General features: G+C 57.1%; 22 protein-coding genes. 5 read left to right on the forward strand and 17 right to left on the reverse strand.

The features are described 5' to 3' along the window. Positions 1 to 530: 530 nt before the first annotated feature. On the reverse strand, positions 531 to 887 hold the full coding sequence (gene queD / locus E0D86_RS21015; protein WP_131651954.1) for a 6-carboxytetrahydropterin synthase QueD: 357 nt from the start codon (positions 885 to 887) through the stop codon (positions 531 to 533). 252 nt (positions 888 to 1,139) lie between these two features. Here queD and E0D86_RS21020 point away from each other — a divergent pair, with 252 nt between their 5' ends. Then, on the forward strand, positions 1,140 to 2,456 hold the full coding sequence (locus E0D86_RS21020; protein WP_131651955.1) for a Na+/H+ antiporter family protein: 1,317 nt from the start codon (positions 1,140 to 1,142) through the stop codon (positions 2,454 to 2,456). Between the two features lie 131 nt (positions 2,457 to 2,587). Further along, the gene (locus E0D86_RS21025) at positions 2,588 to 3,646 is read left to right on the forward strand and encodes an AI-2E family transporter (protein WP_131651956.1); all 1,059 of its coding nucleotides are present in this window, start codon (positions 2,588 to 2,590) and stop codon (positions 3,644 to 3,646) included. Positions 3,647 to 3,683: 37 nt separating this feature from the next. Here E0D86_RS21025 and E0D86_RS21030 read toward each other — a convergent pair whose 3' ends face one another. From E0D86_RS21030 to E0D86_RS21080, 11 genes are all read right to left on the reverse strand, one after another. Beyond that, positions 3,684 to 5,645 (reverse strand): PhoX family phosphatase, encoded by a 1,962-nt coding sequence (locus E0D86_RS21030; protein ID WP_371924100.1) that lies wholly within the window; start codon positions 5,643 to 5,645, stop codon positions 3,684 to 3,686. Between the two features lie 212 nt (positions 5,646 to 5,857). Further along, the gene (locus E0D86_RS21035; protein WP_131651958.1) at positions 5,858 to 7,453 is read right to left on the reverse strand and encodes an isocitrate lyase; all 1,596 of its coding nucleotides are present in this window, start codon (positions 7,451 to 7,453) and stop codon (positions 5,858 to 5,860) included. Positions 7,454 to 7,962: 509 nt separating this feature from the next. Further along, entirely contained in the window at positions 7,963 to 8,769 is an 807-nt protein-coding gene (locus tag E0D86_RS21040; protein WP_131651959.1) for a secretin N-terminal domain-containing protein, read from the reverse strand. Beyond that, a complete protein-coding gene (locus E0D86_RS21045) occupies positions 8,766 to 9,392 on the reverse strand; it encodes a histone acetyltransferase HPA2 (protein ID WP_131651960.1) in 627 nt (208 codons plus the stop codon). Before E0D86_RS21045 ends, E0D86_RS21040 begins: the two co-directional genes overlap by 4 nt. Before the next feature lie 6 nt (positions 9,393 to 9,398). Further along, positions 9,399 to 9,824, reverse strand: a complete 426-nt coding sequence (locus E0D86_RS21050; RefSeq protein ID WP_131651961.1) for a GNAT family N-acetyltransferase — start codon at positions 9,822 to 9,824, stop codon at positions 9,399 to 9,401. Continuing rightward, positions 9,817 to 10,983 (reverse strand): cupin domain-containing protein, encoded by a 1,167-nt coding sequence (locus E0D86_RS21055; RefSeq protein ID WP_131651962.1) that lies wholly within the window; start codon positions 10,981 to 10,983, stop codon positions 9,817 to 9,819. Before E0D86_RS21055 ends, E0D86_RS21050 begins: the two co-directional genes overlap by 8 nt. A gap of 76 nt (positions 10,984 to 11,059) precedes the next feature. Further along, positions 11,060 to 12,430: an adenylosuccinate lyase gene (gene purB, locus E0D86_RS21060; RefSeq protein WP_131651963.1), complete on the reverse strand. Its 1,371-nt coding sequence runs from the start codon at positions 12,428 to 12,430 to the stop codon at positions 11,060 to 11,062. Between the two features lie 92 nt (positions 12,431 to 12,522). Beyond that, a complete protein-coding gene (gene hflD, locus E0D86_RS21065) occupies positions 12,523 to 13,146 on the reverse strand; it encodes a high frequency lysogenization protein HflD (RefSeq protein WP_131651964.1) in 624 nt (207 codons plus the stop codon). Next, positions 13,143 to 14,273 (reverse strand): tRNA 2-thiouridine(34) synthase MnmA, encoded by a 1,131-nt coding sequence (gene mnmA / locus E0D86_RS21070; protein WP_165914272.1) that lies wholly within the window; start codon positions 14,271 to 14,273, stop codon positions 13,143 to 13,145. The genes hflD and mnmA overlap by 4 nt, the downstream gene beginning before the upstream one ends. 67 nt (positions 14,274 to 14,340) lie before the next feature. Then, a complete protein-coding gene (locus E0D86_RS21075) occupies positions 14,341 to 14,781 on the reverse strand; it encodes an NUDIX hydrolase (protein WP_131651965.1) in 441 nt (146 codons plus the stop codon). 117 nt (positions 14,782 to 14,898) lie between these two features. Continuing rightward, positions 14,899 to 17,124 (reverse strand): NADP-dependent isocitrate dehydrogenase, encoded by a 2,226-nt coding sequence (locus E0D86_RS21080; protein ID WP_131651966.1) that lies wholly within the window; start codon positions 17,122 to 17,124, stop codon positions 14,899 to 14,901. 356 nt (positions 17,125 to 17,480) lie between these two features. Here E0D86_RS21080 and icd point away from each other — a divergent pair, with 356 nt between their 5' ends. Beyond that, a complete protein-coding gene (gene icd / locus E0D86_RS21085; RefSeq protein WP_131651967.1) occupies positions 17,481 to 18,737 on the forward strand; it encodes an NADP-dependent isocitrate dehydrogenase in 1,257 nt (418 codons plus the stop codon). Between the two features lie 56 nt (positions 18,738 to 18,793). Here icd and cspD read toward each other — a convergent pair whose 3' ends face one another. Beyond that, positions 18,794 to 19,051, reverse strand: a complete 258-nt coding sequence (gene cspD / locus E0D86_RS21090) for a cold shock domain-containing protein CspD (protein ID WP_131651968.1) — start codon at positions 19,049 to 19,051, stop codon at positions 18,794 to 18,796. A gap of 214 nt (positions 19,052 to 19,265) precedes the next feature. Between cspD and clpS the strand changes: the two genes are divergently transcribed. Further along, entirely contained in the window at positions 19,266 to 19,628 is a 363-nt protein-coding gene (gene clpS, locus E0D86_RS21095; protein WP_131651969.1) for an ATP-dependent Clp protease adapter ClpS, read from the forward strand. Between the two features lie 29 nt (positions 19,629 to 19,657). Continuing rightward, positions 19,658 to 21,928, forward strand: a complete 2,271-nt coding sequence (clpA, locus tag E0D86_RS21100; RefSeq protein ID WP_131651970.1) for an ATP-dependent Clp protease ATP-binding subunit ClpA — start codon at positions 19,658 to 19,660, stop codon at positions 21,926 to 21,928. Between the two features lie 171 nt (positions 21,929 to 22,099). Here clpA and infA read toward each other — a convergent pair whose 3' ends face one another. The 4 genes from infA to trxB form a co-directional block, all read right to left on the reverse strand. Beyond that, positions 22,100 to 22,318, reverse strand: a complete 219-nt coding sequence (infA, locus tag E0D86_RS21105) for a translation initiation factor IF-1 (protein ID WP_002553999.1) — start codon at positions 22,316 to 22,318, stop codon at positions 22,100 to 22,102. A 98-nt stretch (positions 22,319 to 22,416) separates the two neighbouring features. Beyond that, the gene (locus E0D86_RS21110) at positions 22,417 to 23,124 is read right to left on the reverse strand and encodes an arginyltransferase (RefSeq protein WP_131651971.1); all 708 of its coding nucleotides are present in this window, start codon (positions 23,122 to 23,124) and stop codon (positions 22,417 to 22,419) included. A 52-nt stretch (positions 23,125 to 23,176) separates the two neighbouring features. After that, on the reverse strand, positions 23,177 to 23,857 hold the full coding sequence (aat, locus tag E0D86_RS21115; protein WP_131651972.1) for a leucyl/phenylalanyl-tRNA--protein transferase: 681 nt from the start codon (positions 23,855 to 23,857) through the stop codon (positions 23,177 to 23,179). Positions 23,858 to 23,908: 51 nt separating this feature from the next. Then, positions 23,909 to 24,856, reverse strand: a complete 948-nt coding sequence (gene trxB / locus E0D86_RS21120) for a thioredoxin-disulfide reductase (RefSeq protein WP_131651973.1) — start codon at positions 24,854 to 24,856, stop codon at positions 23,909 to 23,911. Positions 24,857 to 24,977 lie beyond the last annotated feature (121 nt).

Here is a 24,977-nt window from a genome sequence, read left to right on the forward strand (position 1 = left end):
GTGAAACGACGCATCGCCGATGGTAGTGTGGGGTCTCCCCATGTGAGAGTAGGTCATCGTCAAGCTTCTACACCAAACCCCCGACCCTCGTAAGAAGGTCGGGGGTTTGTCTTTGCGCCAGAGAAATATCAGGGCCGCCCGCAACACGATTGATGTTGGGTAGAACCTCGGCCTCAGTGCACTTCGACCAAAGATAAGAACTCAAGCGTAGCTCGGAAATGTGCCAGGCTGAATGGTGGCGAGCACGTCAAACAACATATCGGTGCCGACGATGAGTTGGAATTGCGCGTCACTTGGCGAGCACGCCGGCTCAATACGGCATGCTCACATTGCTCTTCCTGCTGGGCCTGTGACGACTCGCTGACATTTACCGGCGACTATAGGAGAGATGAGCTTGTATGTGCGGCTGCTGTAGAAGGCTTATGCGGGAAACGCAGGAGAAGAGGGTCCATCGCATCTTTGAAGAGGCTTCGTTAAGCCTCCTCATGCCAATGCAATGTGGCCCAGCAATGCAGGCTGTTCAGTTCCCGCTAGCTGCCTCGGTACTCACAGCCGCTAGTGCAAGTTTCATGGATGCGAATCCGAGACAATTCCGGTATCAGCGGCTTCAGATTGTCCCATATCCATTTCGCCAGGTTTTCGCTGGTGGGGTTCTCCAGGCCTGGTAAATCGTTCAGATAGTTATGATCAAGCTGTTCGTAAATCGGCTTGAAGATCTGCCGTATCTCGCCAAAATCACGAATCCAACCAGCATGCGCGTCGACCTCACCCTCTAGGTAAATGGCGACCCGGAATGAGTGGCCATGCAGCCGACCGCATTTGTGACCCTCAGGTACATGCGGCAAACGATGTGCGGATTCGAACGTAAACTCTTTGAATATTTCCACTGGCCCATCCGAAGGTAAAAATTTCTGTGGCGGCATTTTACCGTTTTGTATCCAGGGTGTCGCAGTGAAACGGATCGAGTGAGCTTGCCTATAAAGCCGGATGTCGTGAAAGGCCTTCGAGGCTCCAAACTTAATCGGCAGCTAGGAATCAGAGTGACTTTTGCTAATGCTCCTTTAGTTCTTTGACACCACAGCAGGGTTGCGGCAAATTACCCGACTTTTTATCGGCATTCGCCGTTTCGGGGAGTTGAAATGAATGCAGTAGTGGCCGCAGTCGGCATTATGCTGATTCTTAGCCTGTGCAGAGTTCATGTTGTCGTAGCCTTGATTACTGGCGCTATTGCCGGCGGCATGTTGGGTGGGCTGGGAATCGAAGGTAGCCTTGCCGCCTTCAATAAGGGGCTCGGCGGAGGAGCGACGGTTGCGCTGTCCTATGCGCTACTCGGCGCGTTTGCGGTAGCAATCGGGAAAAGCGGGTTGGCCCATGCACTGGCCGATAAAGCGCTAGCAATCTTAGGGACGAGAGAGGTGCAATCGGGTGGTTCAGTCAAGTGGATGATGATCGGGCTGCTGCTTGTAGTCGCAGTGTCGTCACAAAATATCCTACCGATTCATATTGCATTCATTCCTCTGTTGGTTCCGCCCCTGTTGTACGTGCTAAGCAAGCTGCAGATCGACAGGCGATTGATAGCATGCGTGCTGGCGTTTGGCTTGATAACGCCTTACATGTTCCTTCCCGTTGGCTTCGGTAATATCTTTCTAACTGAAATTCTGCTCGCCAATGTCGCTAAGAGCGGTGTTGATATCACGGGGGTCAATGTAAGCCAAGCCATGCTGATCCCAGCTCTCGGTATGGCAGCAGGCCTATTGATTGCCATGTTTAGCTATCGCAAGCCGCGGGCGTACGTGCTGGCGAAGTTAGATCAATCGAAAGTGGAAAGCGTCAGCTATAGCCCTCTCACCTTACTGACTGCGGCGTTGGCAGTTGCGGCAGCGTTCATTGTCCAGTTGTGGCTGGACTCGATGATTATCGGGGCTCTGATAGGTTTCGTTATTTTCTCTGCCTCGGGGGTAGTGCGTTGGCGGGAGGCTGATGACCTCTTCACCGAAGGCATGAAAATGATGGCAATGATCGGTTTCATCATGATTGCTGCCGCAGGCTTCGCAGAAGTCATGCGTGAGACCGGTGAGGTGAAAACATTGGTCGATGCATCTGCAGAGTGGATAGGTAACAGCAAGGCCATCGGTGCGCTGATGATGTTGGTGGTGGGGCTGTTGGTCACCATCGGCATCGGCTCTTCCTTCTCTACGGTCCCAATCATTGCCGCTATCTTCGTCCCGTTAGGGGTGGAGCTCGGATTCAGTCCATTGGCTATCGTTAGCCTTGTAGGTACTGCGGGCGCGTTGGGAGATGCAGGTTCGCCGGCTTCGGATTCTACACTTGGCCCAACAGCAGGACTTAATGCCGACGGCCAGCACAACCATATCTGGGATACCGTGGTGCCGACATTCTTGCATTACAATCTGCCACTTCTTGCATTCGGCTGGGCTGCAGCCATGATCCTGTGACAGAGTGAGCACTAGCCTGTATATTTTTCAAACGCCGTCCTCGTAACGGCGTTTTGATTGTTTCTGCTCCATCGCCGAATCGGCACTCCTCGCGGCAATCGCTGACTAATAGACACAGCCGCAGCGAAAGGATGCAGACAGTGAATTCAACCCTTGAGCAAAAAGTGTTTCTCGCGCTGTTGCTCGTCGTCACTATCGCTTTCGGCTGGATACTTTTCCCTTTCTATGGCGCCGTCTTCTGGGCTGTCATTCTTGCCATCATCTTTGCTCCGCTTCAGCGACGCCTGCATCAATATCTGGGCAACAGACGGAATCTGACTGCTTTTATCACCTTGATGGTATGTCTGATCGTTGCGGTGCTCCCGGTTATTCTGATTACAGGGTTGCTGGTCCAGGAGGGTGCTTCGCTCTATAGGCAGATCGAAAGTGGTGAGTTGGATGTCGGTAGCTTTGTTGGAACTGCAAAGGAATTGCTACCCGCGTCATTGGAGCAGCAGTTGCGGCGGTTCGGGCTAGGTGATGTCGACCAGATTCGTGAGCGACTCGCAAGCTGGGCGTTAGAAGGCAGCCAGTTTTTGGCGACCAAGGCCTTCAGCTTTGGTCAGGGTACATTCCAGTTCCTGGTCAGTTTTTTCCTAATGCTGTATCTGTTGTTCTTCCTCATTCGAGACGGACGAGACCTGGTCGTTCGGATTCGACGAGCGCTACCGCTGAGCGATAATCAGAAGCGTAGATTATTCAGCAAGTTCACTCGTGTGGTCAGGGCTACGGTTAAAGGCAACATTGTGGTCGCAGCTACCCAAGGCTTTCTCGGAGGGGCGATCTTTGCAGTACTGGGAATTCCAGCGGCCGCGCTCTGGGGCGTTCTCATGGCATTCCTGTCGTTGCTGCCGGCGGTTGGAGCAGGGCTGATATGGACCCCGGCCGCACTCTATTTTTTGATGAAGGGCATGGTTCTGCAGAGTGTGATTCTTACGCTCTATGGGATCCTTGTAATTGGCTTGGTCGATAACATCCTGCGGCCAATTCTCGTAGGCAGGGATACCAAGATGCCAGACTATCTGGTACTGATTTCAACGCTGGGTGGGCTCGCTCTGTTCGGCCTGAATGGTTTCGTGATCGGCCCGCTCATTGCTGCGCTTTTCATGTCGACGTGGGGCTTGTTCACTGCACCTGAGGGAACTCGCTAACGAGCCGCGTCCGGACCATGCCGGCCGCGGCCGCGAGTTAAATTATTCGCCCGCCATCCTCGCGACTGATTATTACCGTGGCGGAACGTGGCCGGCGCCCTGGGCCATCGGGCCAGGTGCTGGTGTACTCGGTGGAGGTTGAACCTTCGCCCGGGTGTTGGATGTTAACGAACAACGTACGGAAATCCGGTGTTGCAGTTATTCCTGTCACCTCGGCACCTTTGGGGCCCACCAGGAATCGCTTGGTTTCGCCTGTTACGGGGTCTGATACCAGCATTTGGTTGTTGCCGAACGGCCCATTGCTCAGCTGGCCACCGCTCATATCGGTCTGTATCCAAAGCCGGCCATCGTTATCGAACCAGAGTCCGTCAGGGCTCGCCAGTATATTTTCCTCGGTCAACGGTTTGCCGCGAGGATCACGGCTGTCGTTTTGTGGGCCGGCGAGAAGATACAAGTCCCACTGAAACCGAACGCCGGTGTGGTTCCTCCCTTCTTCGCGCCAGCGAATGATATGTCCGTAAGGATTCGGCGCGCGTGGGTTTGCCGCGTCGGTGTCCGGCCGAGAGCTATTGTTCGTCAACGTGAAATACACCTCGCCAGTGTCAGGGTGTACGGCTCCCCATTCAGGACGATCCATTTTCGTCGCACCGACAATATCGGCAGCGAGGCGGGTATTGATCAACACCTCGCCTTGGTTGGCAAACTCAACATTGGCGGCAGCACAAGCCTGTTGAAAATCAGCGTTTTCAATGTCAAGCGGCAGCCAGTCACCGCTGCCGTCTGGGTTGAATCGGGCCACGTAAAGCGTTCCTTCATCAAGGAGCTGGCCGTCGCTGCGCAGCGGGCGATACCTATCGCGGCTTACATACTTATAAATGTATTCATTTTGCGAGTCGTCTCCTGAATAGCAGACCACCGGCCAGCCAGGCTTGACGGGCGCGAACACCAGTCCTTCATGTGCAAATCGGCCGAGTGCGGTGCGCTTTACTGGTGTGGAGTCGGGGTCGAACGGATCGATTTCGACGATCCAGCCAAATGTATTGGGCTCGTTGCGATAGTCGGCTCTGAAATCCTCTGCCGTTGCCGTTGCGTCGAAGCGCTGGAATTCATCACCCGGAATCGTTTCCCAGCCGTAACGGCTAGTCGAAGGAAGACCATAGCGCCGCAGGTGGCGGGGCAGTTCAGAATCGCGACTCGCGAAATAGCCCGCCCAGTTTTCCTCGCAGGTTAGATAGGTTCCCCACGGTGTGTAGCCGTTCGCGCAATTGTTCAACGTTCCTCGTGCAGATGTGCCGCTTGGGCTGTAGCGGGTCTTCATCAGATCATGACCTCGCGCCGGCCCCTCGATCCGCATGGGGGACGCGCCAGTGATGCGCCGGTTGCGGGCTGATGGCAATACCGCCCATTCGCCGCGGGCGTTGCGGCGAATCTCTACAATCGAAACGCCATGAGCGTTTATTTCCTTACGGACTTCATCGGCGTCGACGCGTTTGCCGTTGACGACAGTGGCGCCGTTGCGATGTAGCAACGGTACATCTATGTATTCATGGTTAAGCGCGAGCAAGCCGTGATCGCTCTTGCGGCCCTTGAATTTGGCATCCATAGGGAAGAAATGCATGCCGTCGTGGTGCATGCCGGTCTGCTGTGCCTGATCTTCCGCGCTGTTGCTAGCATCTTCGAGATACGCAGGATAGCTTCCGCAAATCGGCGTGCCCCAAGGAATGAACGCTGTTGCGGAGAAACCGGACGGCACTGTCACCGTGTCAGCTCTGGTAATGCTTACCGCACCAAATGGGAGTCGGGTCCGACGTTGGAAGGGCAAGCCACGCTCAGTAGCTGGAGCTGCTGCGTTGGTAATCGCAGGTAGACCGCCGAGAAACGCAAGTGCGCCGACTGCCGCACCGCTGGTGAGCACCTTGCGCCGCCCCGCGTTGATGACATCCTGGATATGGGGGTTGGCTGAACGATTGCTCGGCAATTCATCACCGTTGCCAAACATGAGGTTGTCGTTATTGTCAGTCACGATGCAGCTCCATAGGTAATCGACGGAACTGCGACGCTAGGCTGAACTCGCGACAGATTAATGACAATCCAACAGCGGCCGACAAGCGGTTCGCTTGATGATTTCCTGAACACAAACAAAAAGCCCCGTATCTACCGGGGCTTTTTTCACACCACCAGCTAGGGCCGAGGCCCGAGCCAGAACCATTCTTAGTGGAACTGGTTCATGGTGTTGTCTTTACCACTTGCCTTCAGAGCTGCTTCGCCAGCGAAGTACTCTTTATGGTTGTCGCCGATGTCGGAGCCAGCCATGTTTTGGTGCTTGACGCAGGCGATGCCCTGACGCAGTTCTTCACGCTGCACGCCTTTGACGTAGGCCAGCATGCCCTGGTCTGCGAAGTAGCCCTTGGCCAGGTTGTCGGTGGACAGCGCGGCGGTGTGGTAGGTCGGCAGAGTAATCAGGTGGTGGAAGATACCGGCATGAGCGGAACCGTCCTTCTGGAAGGTGCGGATCTTCTCGTCGGCAACCTGGGCCAGTTCGGTTTCGTCGTACTCCACGCTCATCAGCTTGGCGCGGTCGTAGGCGGAGACGTCTTTGCCCTCGGCGACCATGGCGTCGAACACCTGCTGACGGAAGTTTAGGGTCCAGTTGAAGGACGGGCTGTTGTTGTAGACCAGCTTGGCATCCGGAATGGTCTTGCGGATTTCGTTGACCATCTCGGCGATCTGGCCAACGTGCGGCTTCTCGGTTTCGATCCACAGCAGATCGGCGCCGTTCTGCAAGCTAGTGATGCAATCCAGTACGCAGCGTGCTTCGCCTGTGCCCTTGCGGAACTGGAAGAGGTTGGACGGCAGACGCTTCGGACGCAACAACTTGCCTTCGCGCTTGATCACGACATCGCCGTTGCCCAGTTCGTCTTCGGTGATTTCTTCGCAATCCAGGAAGGAGTTGTACAGGTCGCCCAGGTCGCCCGGCTCTTTGGTCACGGCGATCTGCTTGGTTAGGCCGGCACCCAAGGAGTCGGTACGCGCAACGATTACGCCGTTGTCGATGCCCAGCTCGAGGAACGCATAGCGAACGGCCGCGATTTTGGCGAGGAAGTCGGCGTGGGGAACGGTCACTTTGCCGTCCTGGTGGCCACACTGCTTCTCATCCGAAACCTGGTTCTCGATCTGGATGCAGCAGGCGCCTGCTTCGATCATGCGCTTGGCCAGCAGGTAGGTGGCTTCCGGGTTACCGAAGCCGGCGTCGATGTCGGCAATGATCGGGACGATGTGAGTTTCGTAGTTGTCGATCTGGTTCTGGATTTCCGCTGCTTTGCCGCTGTCGCCAGCTTCGCGAGCGGCGTCCAAGGCGGTGAACAGCAGGTCCAGTTCGCGGGAATCAGCCTGGCGCAGGAAGGTGTAGAGTTCTTCGATCAGGTTGGAGACGGCAGTCTTCTCGTGCATCGACTGGTCCGGCAGCGGGCCGAATTCGGAGCGCAGCGCGGCAACCATCCAGCCGGACAGGTAGAGGTAGCGCTTGTTGGTGGTCTTCAGGTGCTTCTTAATGGAGATCAGCTTCTGCTGACCGATGAAGCCATGCCAGCAACCCAGCGACTGGGTGTAAACGGACGAATCGGCATCGTACTCAGCCATGTCCTTGCGCATGATGTCGGCGGTGTACTGAGCAATCTCCAGACCGGTCTTGAAACGGTTCTGAGCACGCATACGGGCAACGGATTCAGGGTTGATAGCGCTCCAGCTGCTTCCAGCTACTTCCTTCAGAGCGGCAACGGCCTTGATGTCGTTTTGATAAGCGGACATGGTCAATCCTTTCAAAAAAATTCGTGTTTGGTTGAGCACCGACTGTTCCCACCGAAACCTACGTGCTGATCGCATGATGATGCGGGCAACACGCGGCAGAGCGTCGAAATACTGACCGGGACGAGGATTGAACCAAGAGAGGAGGGTGTGCAGTTACGACCGCTGGAAGATTCGGCTAGCTGTGGAATGATCGTGGCATTCCGGCACACAGCGGCTTAGGCCGTCGGGCGACTCAGCAGAACTGGCATCTTCGAGCTGATGCGTTAATCGCTTCCCCGTCCCTCAGGACGACTCGTTCCAGTCGCAACCTCGTCAGTCCGCCTTGTGGGCAGTACAGTCACGGACCCCTCAGCTGGTTGGCTAAGTATGACCCGGAGGCCCGTTACAGGGCCCCTGATTAGCGGGAGCGGGGCCATGATGCTCCGGCCAAAATGGTTCGTCAATTGTTTTGTAGTGAAATTTTCAGGGCACTACATTTTCTGCAAATCATCGAATCTTTCTAAGCCGTTCTATTCCAGCATGTCGACTTTGAGTCGTAGCGACAGATTCTGGCGACCTTCAGTGGAGTAGCGTCGCAGCGTTGCGCTGTCATTGGAGCTGGCGGACTCGTCGATGCCGCCAAGCGATATCCATTCACCGAGGCGTCCGCTTACACGGGTATCGGTTTGCTGCACATTGATCGTATCCGGCCGATAGGCGCTTATCCGGTCGTTATGGCTGCTAACGGTGACCTGCACTTGATCACCATGAACCGTGGCAGTGGCGTAGAAGCCGCGCGTGACATTCCGATATTGGGTCTGCTGATAGATCTGGCCGTAGCCGTCGGCGCCAGTGGTGGTAATAGGCACGCTTTGGCCGACCTGTATCAAAGCAGGGTAGCCCTCGGTAACCTGAATCTGTTGAACGCCTCCGCCTTGGCTGTTGGTGCTGCGACGGATGATGCGGACCTGATCACTGCCTCTGGCTTCCCCGCGCCCGGTCTGGATTTCCACGTCACCGATACGGGCGGAGCCATCGACTCGATAGCCATTGTCACTACTCATCGCCGAGTTTTGCGTATCGACACTGATGAGCAATCGACGGGGCTCAGTATCGATCTGGGACAGCACGTCCTGCAGCTCAGCGATTACAGCGGAAGGCGCGTTCACGATCAGCTGATTCCCGTAAGCGTTTACCTTGCCTTGATTGCCGACTACCGATTGCGCGATTGGCAATACGTCTTCGGCCATACGGAATTCGAGAGGGATTACCTGTGTCGCGGCATGAAGCGAGAGGCTGACGAATGCCAGGAACACAGCGAGGAGATAGCGCTTCATAGCAGGAAACTCCGCAGGTCGGGGTCAGACAGGCTGTGGTCCCAGGCGTTGTCGAATAATCGCTGTCGCTGGCGGGCGCGACCGGGATCCCGGTATAGCGCATGGCCGGAAAATTGGTCTGGCTCAGGGCGAACCAGCACGCCACAGTTGTCGGCTATCAGGAAAGCGCACGCTTGCATCGGATAGTCCGGATGAAATTTGCGAATCGCCAGGTTGCTGGTCAATCGGCGCGCCAGCGTAACCAGACGATGCCCTTGCTTGACGGCGCGGGAGGAATCGCCGACCAGAATACGCAGGCGATTGCGTGGGTGTGCCAGAAGAAAGTGCGAGCAAGCCTGTTGAATACAGCTGTGGTTGTACAGCCAGGGCTCCAAGTCTGGCGTGTAAATATTCAGACTACGTCGGGCCTGTTCAATCAGCGCTAACGCATGCTGGCGAGCCTCAACCGCGCTGTTGAAGGCCTGAGCTGGGCTACTACCCAGAACGAATGAAGCAGAGCTCCATTGCTCCAGGCCTGTTGGCGATGCCGATGGGTTATTGATTTCGAAACGACCCGGTGAGTGAAAATCGATATCTACCAACTCTGCGGAGGTGGCTGGTCGATCCGGGTCATTGCGATTCATGGTGGATCAGTTGCTCTTTCGAAGCATATCGACGTGGGGTAGGCCCGCTTCCAGGAACTCCTCGCTGATCACTTCAAAACCGAGGCGTTCATAGAACGAGGTGGCATGGACCTGGGCGGTCAGTCGTTGTTCGCGGAGACCACGACGTTCTGCTTCTTCGATCGCGGCCTTCATCAGCGCGCCTCCAACATGCATCCCGCGCCAGTCGCGTAGCACGGAGACGCGACCGATATGTCCATCATTCAGCAAGCGCGCCGTGCCTATGGGATAGCCACTTTCAAGGGCGAGGAAATGCACGGCCTCGGCATCGTCCGCATCCCATTCGAGCTCAGGCGGCACCGACTGCTCGGCGATGAAAACGGTCTCGCGAATTCGACGCAAATCGGCGTTGTCCTGCTGCCAGTCGGCGATGCGAACTTCTATATCACTCATCAGCAAACTCCAGACTTCCCTGCTTGACCAACTGCCATACCAGATTACGCCCATCTTCGTCGTTCAGCCACGGTGCGAGGTTTTCCGCATGTATCGCATCAGCCGAGCAGATCAGTTTCAAAAGATCTTTCAAATGCGAAGGCAGCAAGCGGCTCTGGCCGCTGGCGAACAGCAGAAGACCAATGTCGACCTCGCTCCAGGCCAGGCGCGCGCTGAGATTACGGATCAGGACCGCGCCATCTTTCAGCGCAGCGAGTAGCGCATGCTCCTCTATGTCCGGGCCCTGCACGCGTTCTGGATAGCGAGGTTCGGTCATGAACTGGCCGAACCAAGTGAGCAGCAGGCGCTCATCGCCCATGTGTTCGGTGAGCATCGCCCGCAGCCGATCGAGCGCGTCGCCCTGGATCTGGTAGGGATCATCGGTGGGAGTGAGGTCAGCGTCGCTATAGCGTTCTTCGTCGGGTAGGAATTGAGCGAGAAAGTCGGTGAAGTGTGTCAGGACTTCAGCGGCGCTAGGCGCTCTGAAGCCGAGCGAATAGGTCATGCAGGCATCTTCGGCGGTGCCGAAATGCGCCAGCCGAGGTGGCAGATAAAGCATGTCGCCGGGTTCCAGAACCCATTCATCGGTGCCTTGGAAATCCGCAAGGATGCGCAAGTCGGCGTGTTGCAGCATGAGACTGTCGCCGTCACACATCTGTCCTACGCGCCAACGGCGTTGACCCTGAGCCTGCAGGAGGAAGACGTCATAGTTGTCGAAATGCGGGCCGACGCCGCCTCCCGGGGCCGCGAAGCTGACCATCACGTCGTCGATCCGCCAGTTGGGCAGGAAACGGAAATGTTCGATGAGCTCGGCGACTTCTGGAACCAGTTGATCGACCGCCTGGACCAGTAGCGTCCAGTCGCGCTCCGGAAGATGCTGGTAAGTATCTTCGCTAAACGGCCCGCGGCGCAGTTCCCAAGGGCTGTCGCCATGTTCGATGACCAGGCGCGACTCGACTTCCTCTTCCAGCGACAGCCCGGCTAGTTCGTCGGGCGAAACCGGACTTTCGAACGAGGGAATCGCCTGACGGATGAGCAGTGGTTTTTTTTGCCAGTAATCGCGCAGGAACTCGCGCGCGCTTATGCCGCCGAGAATTTGCAAAGGAATATCGGAAGTCATGCAGGTACCTTGCTCTGCTACAGAGCTGCAAATAAAAACGCCCGGCACAGCCGGGCGTGCAAAAAGAAGGCGTCGTTCAGATCCGCTTGGCCTGGGCGGCCGCGTTGCCGATGTAGCCAGCCGGGGTGAGCTTGCGCAGCTCGGCTTTGGCTTCGGCCGGTATATCCAGGCTCTCGATGAAAGTCTGCAGGGCCTCGGGGCTGATGCCTTTGCCTCGGGTCAGCTCTTTGAGCTTCTCGTAGGGATTTTCGATGGCGTAGCGGCGCATCACCGTCTGGATCGGCTCAGCCAGCACTTCCCAGCAATTGTCGAGGTCTTCGGCGATACGCGCCTGGTTGAGTTCCAGCTTGCCAATACCTTTGAGGCTCGCCTCGTAAGCGATGAGACTGTGGGCAAAGCCGACGCCAAGGTTACGCAGGACTGTGGAGTCGGTCAGGTCCCGCTGCCAACGGGAAATCGGTAGTTTGCTCGCCAAGTGCTGAAGCAGGGCATTGGCGATTCCCAGATTACCTTCGGAGTTCTCGAAATCGATCGGGTTAACCTTGTGCGGCATTGTCGAGGAGCCGATTTCACCGGCAACGGTGCGTTGCTTGAAATAGCCCAGCGAGATGTAGCCCCAGATGTCGCGGTCGAAGTCAATCAGGATGGTATTGAAGCGCGCCACAGCATCGAAGAGCTCCGCGATGTAATCGTGAGGCTCGATCTGAGTGGTATAGGGGTTCCAGGTCAGGCCCAGGTCATCTTCGATAAACGCGCGCGCGTTGGCTTCCCAGTCGACCTCGGGATAGGCAGACAGGTGCGCGTTGTAGTTACCGACAGCACCGTTGATTTTACCCAGCAGCGGAACGGCTTCGACCTGTGCGATCTGTCGCTCGAGGCGATAGACCACATTGGCCAACTCCTTGCCCAGGGTGGTTGGCGAAGCGGGCTGGCCATGGGTCCGGGATAACATGGGAACATCGGCGTGCTCGACCGCCAGCGCGCGAATGGCATCGGCCAGCTGGCGCATCACTGGCAGCAGTACATTGTCGCGGCCTTCACGCAGCATCAATGCATGGGACAGATTGTTGATGTCTTCGCTCGTGCAGGCGAAGTGGATGAATTCGTTTACTTTGGCTAGTTCGGGCAGTTGCTTGGCCTGCTCTTTCAGCAGGTACTCCACCGCCTTCACATCGTGGTTGGTGGTGCGCTCGAACTCTTTGACGCGCTCGGCATGCGCCAACTCGAAGTTTTCAGCCAACTGATTGAGCAGCGCATTGGCTTCCGAGGAGAAGGGCGCGACTTCTGGGATACCGCTGTGCGCGGCCAGACGCTGCAACCAACGCACCTCGACCTGGACGCGGCAGCGAATCAGACCAAACTCGCTGAAAATAGAGCGCAGGGCGCTGGTTTTGCCGGCGTAGCGGCCATCGACGGGGGAAACCGCGGTGAGCGTGGAAAGCTGCATAAGAGGCATCTCGGCAGTCGAGCAACGAAAAGAGGGCGCAGATTATACACGAAAGCGGCGGGGTGACCGTCGCCGTGCCGCACCGATGGCGCTTATTCCGACCGGAGCATGGGGTACAGTGCATCAAGGAGTTTGCGGCGGCTGAACACCATTTGCCAACGATGTCCACCGAGCTGGCGCCACAGCCGCGCGGAACGAATTCCGGCCAGAAGAAGCGCGCGGATCTTGGCGGCATTGTCGGTTTGCTGAAGGTGACGCATGTCGCCTTGCACCTGGATGCGCTGCCGGAACGTGCTGAGCGTGTCCTGATAAAGACCGCCGAAGGAGGCGATCACATTTTCGTGAGTCAGCCCGAAATGGTCGACCTGCTGTTGTATCTGATCGAGGCGACTTCCTATGACCTGTAGCAAGTCGCTGCGTTTATCCAGCTGACGCTCGAGGCCAATCATGGCCAAGGCATAGCGCAATGGCTCGCGCTGCAGGCTGCTGGTGTCGCGCTCCAGCGCACCGACGAGTGCTCGATAACCATCGCGTAGATTGAGGTCGTCGCCGCCATAGATTTCCCGTGCCGGCTTGTCCTCCCGAACGAGCAGGCTGCCTAGCATGCTGCCAAGCGCGGCGTTCGGGACCTGACCGGTGCGGGCGATCCGATCGACCAGTGCAGCAGCTTCGAATACCGCACCGAGCGCGACCAGCTGTTCCTGCAGGGGCGTCATGGGCGAACTCCGGCAAACCAGGGTTCGGCAGTTTCGATGACGCCACCACCGAGGCAGACCTCGCCGTCGTAAAACACCACGGACTGCCCAGGCGTGACGGCGCGTTGAGGATCATCGAATATGGCTCGGTAGCCATTGGCTGTCTGCTCCAAGGTGCAGAGCTGATCGCTCTGGCGATATCGAACCTTAGCGGTGAGGCGTAGAGGTGCGGACAGCTCCAACGGATTGACCCAATACATCTCGGAGACGAGCAGGGCGCGGGAGAACAGCCAAGGGTGATCGTTGCCCTGTCCCACCACGAGTACGTTGCGCTCGAGATCCTTGCTCAATACGTACCAGGGTTCATCGCCGGCATCCTTGAGGCCGCCAATGCCCAGCCCCTGCCGCTGACCGATGGTGTGATACATGAGGCCGTGGTGGCGACCGATGGTTTCGCCGTCGATGGTCTCGATATCGCCGGGCTGGGCTGGCAAGTATTGCTTGAGGAAATCGCTGAACCGGCGTTCACCAATAAAGCAGATACCCGTCGAGTCCTTCTTTTTCGCCGTCGCGAGGCCATGTTTTTCGGCCAGGGCGCGGACGGCTGGTTTTTCCAGTTCGCCGACGGGAAACAATGTCTTGCTCAGCTGCTCGCCGCCCACGGCATGAAGAAAGTAGCTTTGGTCTTTGTTCGGGTCGAGGCCCTTGAGCAGCTGGCTGCGTCCGTCGGTGTCGCGTCGGCGCACGTAATGGCCGGTGGCGATCAGGTCCGCACCCAGCGCCAGAGCATAATCCAGAAAGGCTTTGAACTTGATCTCGCGGTTGCACAGGATGTCCGGGTTGGGCGTTCGCCCAGCCTTGTATTCGGCCAAGAAATGCTCGAATACGTTGTCCCAGTATTCAGCCGCGAAGTTAGCGGTATGCAGCCTGATGCCGAGCCGATCGCAGACGGCCTGAGCATCGGCCAGATCCTCGCGTGCGGTGCAGTACTCGGTGCCGTCATCTTCCTCCCAGTTCTTCATGAACAGGCCTTCAACCTGATACCCCTGCTCAAGCAGAAGCAGAGCGGAAACCGAAGAATCGACGCCACCGGACATACCGACTATGACGCGAGGGTTTTCAGGAGCAACGGACGTTGAATCAGACATAAAAACTCAGGGCTGACGGCAAAGAATCGAATTCTAACAGGCTGGCCAAGCCTGCGGTTAAGGCGGGTCAGTCGCGTACCACGGTCAGGTCGTACGTCGGCCCCGCCAGATAGTCGTCGATGCAACGGAGGATGAGTTCGCTGCGCCAGCGTTCCGGCTGCCCTGACAATTCATCACGAGACATCCAGTGAGCGCCGACAATACCGGTGTCGAGTTCACGCTGCGGGTGATGATGAACCGGATTGGCCGCAAAGCAGACACGCTGATAGGTCACGCCATTGCTCGGCGCAGTGTAGAGGTAGATGCCAACCACGCCGTTCAGCTCGACCTCCCATCCTGTTTCCTCGAGTGTCTCGCGCACCGCTGCTTGCCGCAGCGTTTCGTTGGGTTCGAGATGGCCTGCCGGCTGATTCAGCACCAGTCGACCACCTTTCGATTCCTCGACCATGAGAAAGCGGCCATCTGCTTCGACGATGGTCGCGACTGTGATGTGGGGGTTCCAGGTCATGTTCGGGCTTGTCCTCTGGCTGAATAGTAGCGTCAGGGTGTGTTGGAAAACGGAAAACCCCGGCATGAGGCCGGGGTTTCCATGTAACGCAACGGCGCTAGGTTAGCGCCAGCCGTCTCAGACCATTGCGGCGAGTGCCGCGTTGAAGGTCGCGCTTGGACGCATTACCTGTCTGGTAAGCTCCGGGTTGGAGCGGTAGTAGCCACCAATGTTTACTGGCTTGCCCTGGACTTCTGCAAGTTCAGCAACGATAGCTGCTTCGTTTTCGCTCAGCTGCTTGGCCAGCGGTGCGAAGTGAGTCTGCAGCTCCATATCTTCGGTTTGTGCCGCCAGTTCCTGGGCCCAGTACAGCGCCAAGTAGAAATGGCTGCCGCGGTTATCCAGCTCGCCGGTGCGACGCGATGGCGACTTGTTGTTGTCGAGCAGCTTGCCGGTGGCGGCGTCCAGCGTTTTGCCCAACAGCTTAGCTTTCGCGTTGTCTGTCTTGATTCCAGTTTCTTCCAGTGATACCGCAAGCGCCAGGAATTCACCGAGCGAATCCCAGCGCAGATGGTTTTCTTCAATCAGCTGCTGCACGTGCTTGGGCGCCGAGCCGCCAGCGCCCGTCTCGTACATGCCGCCACCGGCCATCAGCGGGACGATCGAGAGCATCTTGGCCGAGGTGCCGAGTTCCATGATCGGGAACAGGTCGGTCAGGTAGTCGCGTAGTACGTTACCGGTAACCGAAATGGTGTCCTGACCGCGGACCAGACGCTCCATGCTGACGCGGATGGCTTCGTTGTAACCCATCATGCGGATATCCAGGCCGGTCAGGTCATGGTCTTGCAGATAGGTTTCAACTTTCTTCTGAAGCTCGCGATCGTGGGCGCGCTCCGGGTCGAGCCAGAAAATCGCCGGGGTATTCGACAGGCGGGCGCGGGTGACGGCCAGCTTGACCCAGTCGCGGATCGGCGCGTCCTTGGTCTGACAGGCACGCCAGATATCGCCTTCCTCGACTTCGTGCTGCATCAGCACGGTACCGTCGTTCAGCACGACGCGCATGGTGCCGTCGGCGATCATTTCAAAGGTTTTGTCGTGCGAGCCGTACTCTTCCGCTTTCTGTGCCATCAGGCCGACGTTGGGCACCGTGCCCATGGTGGTCGGATCGAATGCACCATTGGTTTTACAGAAGTTGATCATTTCCTGATAGATACGGGCGTAAGTGCTTTCCGGCATCACCGCCTTGGTGTCTTTCAGCGTGCCGTCCTTGCCCCACATCTGTCCGGAGCTGCGGATCATCGCTGGCATTGAGGCGTCGACGATCACGTCGCTCGGGATGTGCAGGTTGGTGATGCCCTTGACCGAGTCCACCATCGCCATTTCCGGGCGGCGGCTATAGCAGGCGTGAATATCGTCCAAGATCTCTTCTTGCTGCGAGACCGGTAGGCTCTTGATTTTGTCATGGACGCTGCTCAAACCGTTGTTCGGATTGACGCCCAGCTCCTTGAACAGGTCAGCGTATTTATCGAACGCTTCCTTGTAGTAGACGCTGACGGCGTGACCGAAAACGATCGGATGGGAAATCTTCATCATGGTTGCCTTCACGTGCAGCGACCACATGACTCCGGTTTCTTTGCAATCCTGCAGCGTCTTCTCGAAGAACTCGCGCAGCTTCTTGCAGCTCATGAACATGCTGTCGAGGACTTCGCCCTCCTCGAGCGTGAGCAGCTTCTTGACCTCAACCTTACCGTCTTTGCCGACGAACTCGATGCGCACGTCACCGGCCTTAGCCATGGTGACGGATTGCTCGCTGGAGAAAAAGTCGCCGCCGCGCATGTAGTCCGCGTGGGATTGCGACGCCATGCTCCACTTGCCCATCGAATGCGGGTGCTTGCGAGCGAACGCCTTGACCGCGGCGGGCGCGCGGCGGTCGGAGTTGCCTTCGCGCAGTACCGGATTCACCGCACTGCCAAGCACTTTGCTGTAGCGAGCGCGTACCTCTTGCTCTTCGTCAGTCTGCGGGTCTTCCGGGAGGTTCGGGACGTTGTAGCCCTGAGCCTGGAGCTCGGCGATGGCGTTGCGCAGTTGCGGCACCGATGCGCTGATGTTCGGCAGTTTGATGATGTTGGCTTCTGGCTGAGTCGCCAGAACGGCCAACTTGGCGAGGTCGTCATCGATCCGCTTATCCGCGTCCAGTTGATCCGCGAAGGCCGCAAGAATGCGCCCTGCAAGAGAGATGTCACGTGTTTCGACGGAGATGTCAGCGGAAGCGGCAAAGGCTTCTACAATAGGCAGAAGCGAGTAGGTGGCCAGCGCCGGGGCTTCGTCGGTGAAGGTGTAAATGATCTTCGAGCGGGTGGACATGTAGAGTTAACTCTCTCTTGCTGAGCGTGCACAGAATCTCGAAACGCAGGTAGGCGGCCTGGCTACGTTCATTGAGCCAGCATCGAGATTCGCCGCGATGATGTTGGATGCAGCACCACTAGAGTGTTGAGTGTTCGATCCGTCCGGCTGCGGTTAGCAGCCTGGCGGTACAGGGCCAAGGGTCTCGTTGGCTCCTCATGACTCGTTAGTCACCTAAGCAGTATATCACCGCGGCTCGTTGTCAAAAAATGCCCGTGGCCATAGACCAATGAACAATATGGTTTCGGCTGATTCAACTGGGTTACTCTTCGGAGATGACCGCTGTTTAATGTTTAACCACAAAAACGGAGTCCAGCATGGGATACCAAAAGATCCAGGTGCCTGCCAACGGTGACAAAATCACCGTCAATGCCGATAACACCCTGAACGTTCCCGACAATCCGATCATTCCCTATATCGAGGGTGACGGGATTGGCGTTGATATCAGTCCGGTAATGATCAAGGTGGTCGACGCGGCTGTAGAGAGAGCCTATGGCGGCAAGCGCAAGATCGCTTGGATGGAAATCTATGCTGGCGAGAAAGCGACTCAGGTCTACGACCAGGACACCTGGCTGCCAAAGGAGACGCTGGAGGTCGTTCGCGACTACGTGGTGTCCATCAAGGGACCGCTGACAACACCGGTTGGTGGTGGTATCCGTTCTCTCAACGTCGCGCTGCGCCAGGAGTTGGATCTGTACGTTTGCCAGCGTCCGGTTCGCTGGTTTACCGGTGTACCTAGTCCGGTCAAGAAGCCGGCCGATGTCGACATGGTCATCTTTCGCGAGAACTCCGAGGACATCTACGCCGGTGTCGAGTGGAAGGCGGGCTCTGCGGAGGCGGAGAAGGTCATCAAGTTCCTCACTGAGGAAATGGGCGTCAAGAAGATTCGCTTCACCGAAAACTGCGGCATCGGCATCAAGCCGGTTTCGCTGGAAGGCACCAAGCGGCTGGTGCGCAAGGCGCTGCAATACGCGGTAGACAATGATCGCAGTTCGGTAACCTTCGTGCATAAAGGCAACATCATGAAGTTCACCGAAGGTGCCTTCAAAGAGTGGGGCTACGAAGTCGCGCGCGATGAATTCGGTGCCGAGTTGCTGGATGGTGGGCCCTGGATGCAATTCAAGAACCCGACCACTGGCAAGAACATCGTCGTCAAGGACGCCATTGCCGACGCCATGCTTCAACAAATTCTGCTGCGTCCGGCCGAGTACGATGTCATCGCCACGCTTAACCTCAATGGCGACTATCTGTCAGACGCGCTGGCGGCGGAAGTAGGCGGTATCGGTATCGCCCCGGGCGCTAACCTATCCGACACCGTCGCCATGTTCGAAGCGACCCACGGCACCGCACCGAAGTATGCTGGTCAGGATAAGGTCAACCCCGGCTCACTGATTCTCTCCGCCGAGATGATGCTGCGCCACATGGGTTGGGTGGAAGCGGCAGATTTGATCATCAAATCGACCGAGCGCGCGATCGCTGCGAAGACGGTGACCTATGACTTCGAGCGTCTGATGGACGGCGCGAAACTGATGTCCTGCTCGGAATTTGGCGATGCCATGATCTCGCATATGTAACTGCGCAAGCGACACAAAAAGGCCGATCACAGATCGGCCTTTTTGTTGCCTTGGGATCAGGCGTCTACGGTTGCGCTCTGTAAAACAGGTGCCGCTACATCCACAGTGGTCTGCAGCGACCTGATGTTGGTTGCATGCAGGCCCTTGGGACCTTGCAGAATATCGAACATGACCGCTTGCCCAGCTTTTAGAGTTCTGTACCCTTCCATTTGGATGGCCGAGTAGTGGGCGAACAGGTCCTCATCGCCGCCGTCTGCTACGATGAATCCATAGCCTTTGGCGTTGTTGAACCACTTGACCTTACCGCTTAGCATGCTGTTATCCCTCTGCAAAGGAGTCCATCACTGGAGTAACATCCATTTCATTCCGCGCTGATGCAGCACTTGGCCCATACGCGCAGCCCGTTGCCGTTGTGGCACATTACTGTTTGTATCATCGTTTTGCCGATAGTCAAGGCGACTCGTCAGGTGGCTGTGAAGCCTTTCCACTTACCCGGCCTCGGCGCCCCGATTTAGAACTGTCATACGCATGCGTGCATCTCCAACATTTCAACTAATATTCAATCAGGATCGTCCAAAACCGTTGGATGACGACTCTTCCGGCTTGGCGGTCGAAGAAGCCAAGCCACAACTGAAGGCACCACCGATGTTCAAAGTTGTCATGTTTAATGACGACTACACGCCGATGGATTTCGTCGTGGAGGTGCTCGAAGGAATTTTCAATCACAATCGGGAGGTCGCCACCAGAATCATGCTGGCGGTTCATACCGAAGGACGAGCCGTCTGCGGTGTTTACACGCGAGACGTCGCAGAAACCAAAGCGATGCAGGTCAATCAATATGCAAGGGAGTGCCAGCACCCATTGCTTTGTGAGATCGAGAAGGACGGTTAAACCCGACTGCTGGGTAAGAGGTGAAAGCTATGTTGAACCGTGAGCTCGAAGTCACTCTGAATCTGGCTTTCAAGGAGGCTCGTACCAAGCGTCATGAATTCATGACGGTCGAGCATCTTCTGTTAGCTCTGCTGGATAACGAAGCGGCCGCAACGGTGTTGCGTGCTTGCGGAGCCAGCCTCGATAAATTGCGCCATGACCTACAGGAATTCATCGATTCCACCACGCCTCTGATTCCCCAGCATGACGAAGAGCGCGAAACCCAGCCCACCTTGGGTTTCCAGCGGGTGCTTCAGCGGGCGGTTTTCCATGTACAGAGTTCTGGCAAGCGCGAAGTCACTGGTGCGAATGTGCTGGTTGCGATCTTCAGCGAACAGGAAAGCCAGGCGGTGTTCTTGCTAAAACAGCAGAACGTCGCTCGTATCGACGTCGTCAACTACATTGCTCACGGCATTTCCAAGGTGCCGGGTGATAACGGCAATCCTGACGGCGATTCGGAAATGCAGGATGAGGAGGGTGGTGAGTCCGCTACTTCGGGCAACCCGCTCGATGCCTATGCCAGCAATCTCAACGAGCTGGCTCGCCAAGGCCGTATAGATCCACTCGTTGGACGAGAGCATGAAGTCGAGCGAGTCGCGCAGATCCTGGCGCGTCGTCGCAAGAACAATCCCTTGCTGGTTGGTGAGGCTGGTGTCGGTAAGACCGCGATTGCCGAGGGCTTGGCAAAACGCATCGTGGACAATCAGGTGCCGGAGCTGCTTGCCAACAGCGTTGTTTACTCTTTGGATCTCGGTGCCTTGCTGGCCGGGACCAAATACCGGGGTGATTTCGAGAAGCGGTTCAAGGCGCTGCTGAATGAGCTGCGCAAGCGGCCTCAGGCGGTTTTGTTCATTGATGAGATTCACACGATCATCGGAGCTGGTGCGGCTTCGGGTGGTGTGATGGATGCCTCCAATTTGCTCAAGCCGCTGCTTTCGTCCGGAGAGATTCGCTGTATCGGGTCGACCACGTTTCAGGAGTTCCGCGGCATCTTCGAAAAGGATCGTGCTCTGGCTCGACGCTTCCAGAAGGTCGATGTGTCCGAGCCGTCCGTCGAGGACACCATCGGCATCCTGCGTGGCTTGAAGGGGCGTTTCGAGCAGCATCACAGCATCGAATACAGCGATGAATCGCTCCGGGCTGCTGCAGAACTGGCTTCGCGCTATATCAACGATCGGCATATGCCGGACAAGGCGATCGATGTGATCGACGAGGCGGGAGCATTCCAGCGCCTACAGCCGGAAGATAAGCGCGTCGCTCGAATCGATGTGGAGCAGGTTGAAGATATCGTTGCCAAGATCGCGCGGATTCCGCCCAAGCATGTCAGTACGTCTGACAAAGAGCTATTGCGCAACCTGGAACGTGATTTGAAGCTGACCGTTTTCGGTCAGGACGATGCGATCGATTCGCTCGCCACGGCCATCAAGCTGTCACGTGCCGGGCTGAAAGCGCCTGACAAGCCTGTGGGCTCATTCCTGTTCGCTGGCCCTACCGGCGTCGGCAAGACGGAGGCGGCGCGGCAGCTGGCGCGGGCGTTGGGTATCGAACTGGTGCGCTTCGACATGTCCGAATACATGGAGCGTCATACCGTGTCGCGGCTGATCGGTGCTCCGCCCGGCTACGTCGGTTTCGATCAGGGTGGACTGTTGACCGAGGCGATCACCAAGCAACCGCACTGCGTGCTCCTCCTTGATGAGATAGAGAAGGCGCATCCAGAGGTATTCAATCTGCTGTTGCAGGTGATGGATCACGGGACGCTGACTGATAATAACGGCCGCAAAGCCGATTTCCGCAACGTCATTCTGATCATGACCACCAATGCTGGTGCGGAAACGGCAGCACGCGCTTCGATTGGTTTCACTCATCAGGATCACGCATCCGATGCGATGGAGGTGATCAAGAAGAGCTTTACGCCGGAGTTCCGCAACCGCCTGGACACCATTATCCAGTTCGGCCGCTTGAGTCACGAAGTCATCAAGAGCATCGTTGACAAGTTCCTCATCGAACTGCAGACGCAGCTCGAGGACAAGCACGTCACGCTTGAGGTGTCCGACGCGGCGCGTGGTTGGTTGGCCGAGCGTGGTTACGACGTCCAAATGGGCGCGCGGCCGATGGCTCGCCTAATTCAGGATAAGATCAAGCGGCCGTTGGCCGAGGAAATCCTTTTCGGTGAGTTGGCGGAGCACGGTGGTGTGGTGCACATCGATATTCGCGATGGTGAGCCATTCTTCGAGTTTGAAACCTCGGCTGAATTGGCTTAACGCATACTGGTATCGCAGCGCTGACAGAAACGCCCGGCATTGCCGGGCGTTTCTGTTTGGATCATCCGGCGAAATGCAGAAGGCGGGTGGGCCTGTGAGGACTGGTGATCGGTTGTAGCGGGCACAAACAAAAAAGCCCGGTCATAACCGGGCATTCTTTCTCGCGTACCGTTAACGGGCGCGGTAGGTGATGCGACCTTTGCTCAAATCGTACGGTGTTAGTTCTACGCGAACCTTGTCACCGGTAAGAATCCGGATGTAGTTCTTGCGCATCTTTCCAGAAATATGCGCAGTAACGACGTGCCCATTTTCCAACTCCACACGAAACATGGTGTTGGGCAGGGTGTCGACGACAGTACCTTCCATTTCGAAGCTGTCTTCTTTCGACATTCAGTAAAGCCCTCGGTGTCCAATGATTGACCCGGCGCAAGCATGCGCGGGTAAAAGCGGCAAGCATTGTGCCTGAAAGGGCTCCGAGAGCCAAGGGCTCAGCTCAGAGTAATCCAGCGCTGATTGACCAGGAGTTCGATTGGGCGGTACTCGGTTTTGTAATTCATCTTGCGGCAGTTCTTGATCCAATAGCCCAAATAAATAGCCTTCAGGCCTAGGCGAGCTGCCTCGTTGACCTGCCAGAGAATGGCGAAGCGTCCCAGGCTGCGGCGCTCCTCGCTGGGGTCGTAGAAGGTGTAAACCGCAGAGAGGCCATTCGGTAGCACATCGGTCACTGCCAGCGCCAGCAGGCGGCCTTCCAGGCGGAATTCATAAAAGCGGGAGAAGGGGAGGTCGCGGACCAGAAAGGTGTGGAACTGGTCCCGGCTTGGCGGGTACATATCGCCGTCAGCATGGCGCTGCTCGATGTAACTTGCATAAAGCGAATAATATTCTTCGGTGAACGAGGGGCGAACATCCGTCACGGACAAGTCAGCGTTGCGTTTAAGGATTCTTTTCTGCTGACGATTGAGTTGCAGCCCATCGGCAGGTATCCGTGCGGGGATGCAGGCGGTGCAGCGTTGGCAGTGTGGACGGTAGAGATGATCGCCGCTGCGGCGGAAGCCCATTTCGGACAGTTCTGCGTACACCTGTACGTCCATCGGCTGGCTGGGGTCGAGGAAGAGCGTCGTGGCCTGCTCGTCGGGCAGGTAACTGCACGCGTGAGGCTGGGTTGCGTAGAACTTGAGACGAGCCAGTGAAGTCATGGTCAGCTCTCGAAAATCTTGAACTCAGTGTAGGTCAGCTTGGCTTAGTCGACTAGGGCTCCCATCGGGCTGAGCTAGGTTCGTCCAGGTACTCGGCAAGCGTCTCGGCGAAAGCCTCGCGGGATATGGAGCGCGCACCGAAACTGGCCAGATGTTGCGTCGGCATCTGGCAGTCAATCATTTTGAATCCCCAATCTTGGAGGCGTTCCACTAATGTCACGAACCCGATTTTGGACGCATCGGTTGCCCGACTGAACATCGATTCGCCGAAGAATAGTCGACCCATGGCGAGGCCATAGAGCCCGCCGACCAACTGTTGGTCCTGCCAGACTTCAACCGAATGTGCGATGCCGAGTTGATGCAGCCTCACATAGGCGTTCTGCATCGTTGTCGTGATCCACGTGCCGTCGGCATAGCTGCGCGGGGCGGCGCAGCCTTCGATTACTTCTCGAAATGCACGGTCGAAGGTCACACTGAATGGACCCTGGCGTAATTTCTTGCGCAGGCTACGCGAGATATGCAGTTCCTCGGGATAAAGAACCGTGCGCGGGTTGGGTGACCACCAGAGCACTGGCTGCCCGTCCTGATACCAGGGGAAGCAACCATGTCGGTAGGCGGCCAGCAAGCGTTCCAGAGACAGATCGCCTCCGGCGGCGAGCAGTCCGTTGGGCTCGCGCAAGGCCTTTTCTAGCGGGGGGAACGACAAGTCGTCGCGCTGCAGCCAGGTCAGCATTATCGGTGCGTCACGAAGGGGCGGATACGCATACTATCCGCCCGGCTGTGGTCACTGATCCAGATACTTTTCGGCATCGAGCGCGGCCATGCAGCCGGCACCCGCGGACGTGATGGCCTGACGGTATACGTGGTCGGCCACGTCGCCAGCTGCAAAGACGCCTGGGATAGTCGTGCAGGTGGCGTCGCCCTCGCTGCCGCCCTTGATCTTGAGGTAACCGTCCTTCATCTCAAGCTGACCCTGGAACAGATCGGTGTTGGGCTTGTGGCCAATGGCGATGAATACGCCCAACAGTTCAAGCTTCTGCTCTTCGCCCGATACCGTGCTCTTCAGCCGCACGCCCGTGACGCCGCTGGCATCGCCCAGAACCTCTTCCAACGTGTGATTCCAGTGCAGCCGGATATTGCCGTTGGCCGCTTTGTCCATAATCTTGTCCTGCAGGATCTTCTCAGAACGCAGCTTGTCGCGACGATGAATCAGATGCACTTCCTTAGCGATGTTCGACAGATAAAGTGCTTCCTCGACGGCCGTGTTGCCGCCACCGACCACAGCCACTACCTGATTGCGGTAGAAGAAGCCGTCACAAGTAGCGCAGGCCGACACGCCGCGGCCGGCAAACGCCTCTTCGGAAGGCAGGCCGAGATACTGAGCTGAGGCGCCTGTGGCAATGATCAACGCGTCACAGCTGTAGGTAGCGCTGTCGCCTTTGAGGATGAAGGGGCGTTGCTGTAGCTCAGCCGTGTGGATGTGGTCGAAAACCACTTCGGTATCGAAGCGCTCTGCGTGTTTCTGCATCCGCTCCATCAGCGCGGGACCGGTAAGACCTTCGACGTCGCCCGGCCAGTTGTCCACTTCGGTAGTGGTCGTGAGCTGACCGCCGGGCTGAATGCCGGTGATCATCACGGGCTTCAGGTTAGCGCGGGCAGCGTATACCGCGGCGGTATAGCCGGCCGGGCCCGAGCCGAGGATGATCAGACGTGAATGCTTGACTTCACTCATAAAAAGCCCTCATAAGCCTTTGTCGCAAATAGAGAAGCGTGCTCCAGTCGAGCCGCGCTGAAAAGCTGGGCGTTTATGCTACACCGAAGCATCGAGAAAAGCCCAAGCGGCACGGAACCGG

The sequence above is a fragment of the Pseudomonas sp. IC_126 genome (assembly GCF_004331835.1).
Lineage (GTDB): Bacteria > Pseudomonadota > Gammaproteobacteria > Pseudomonadales > Pseudomonadaceae > Stutzerimonas.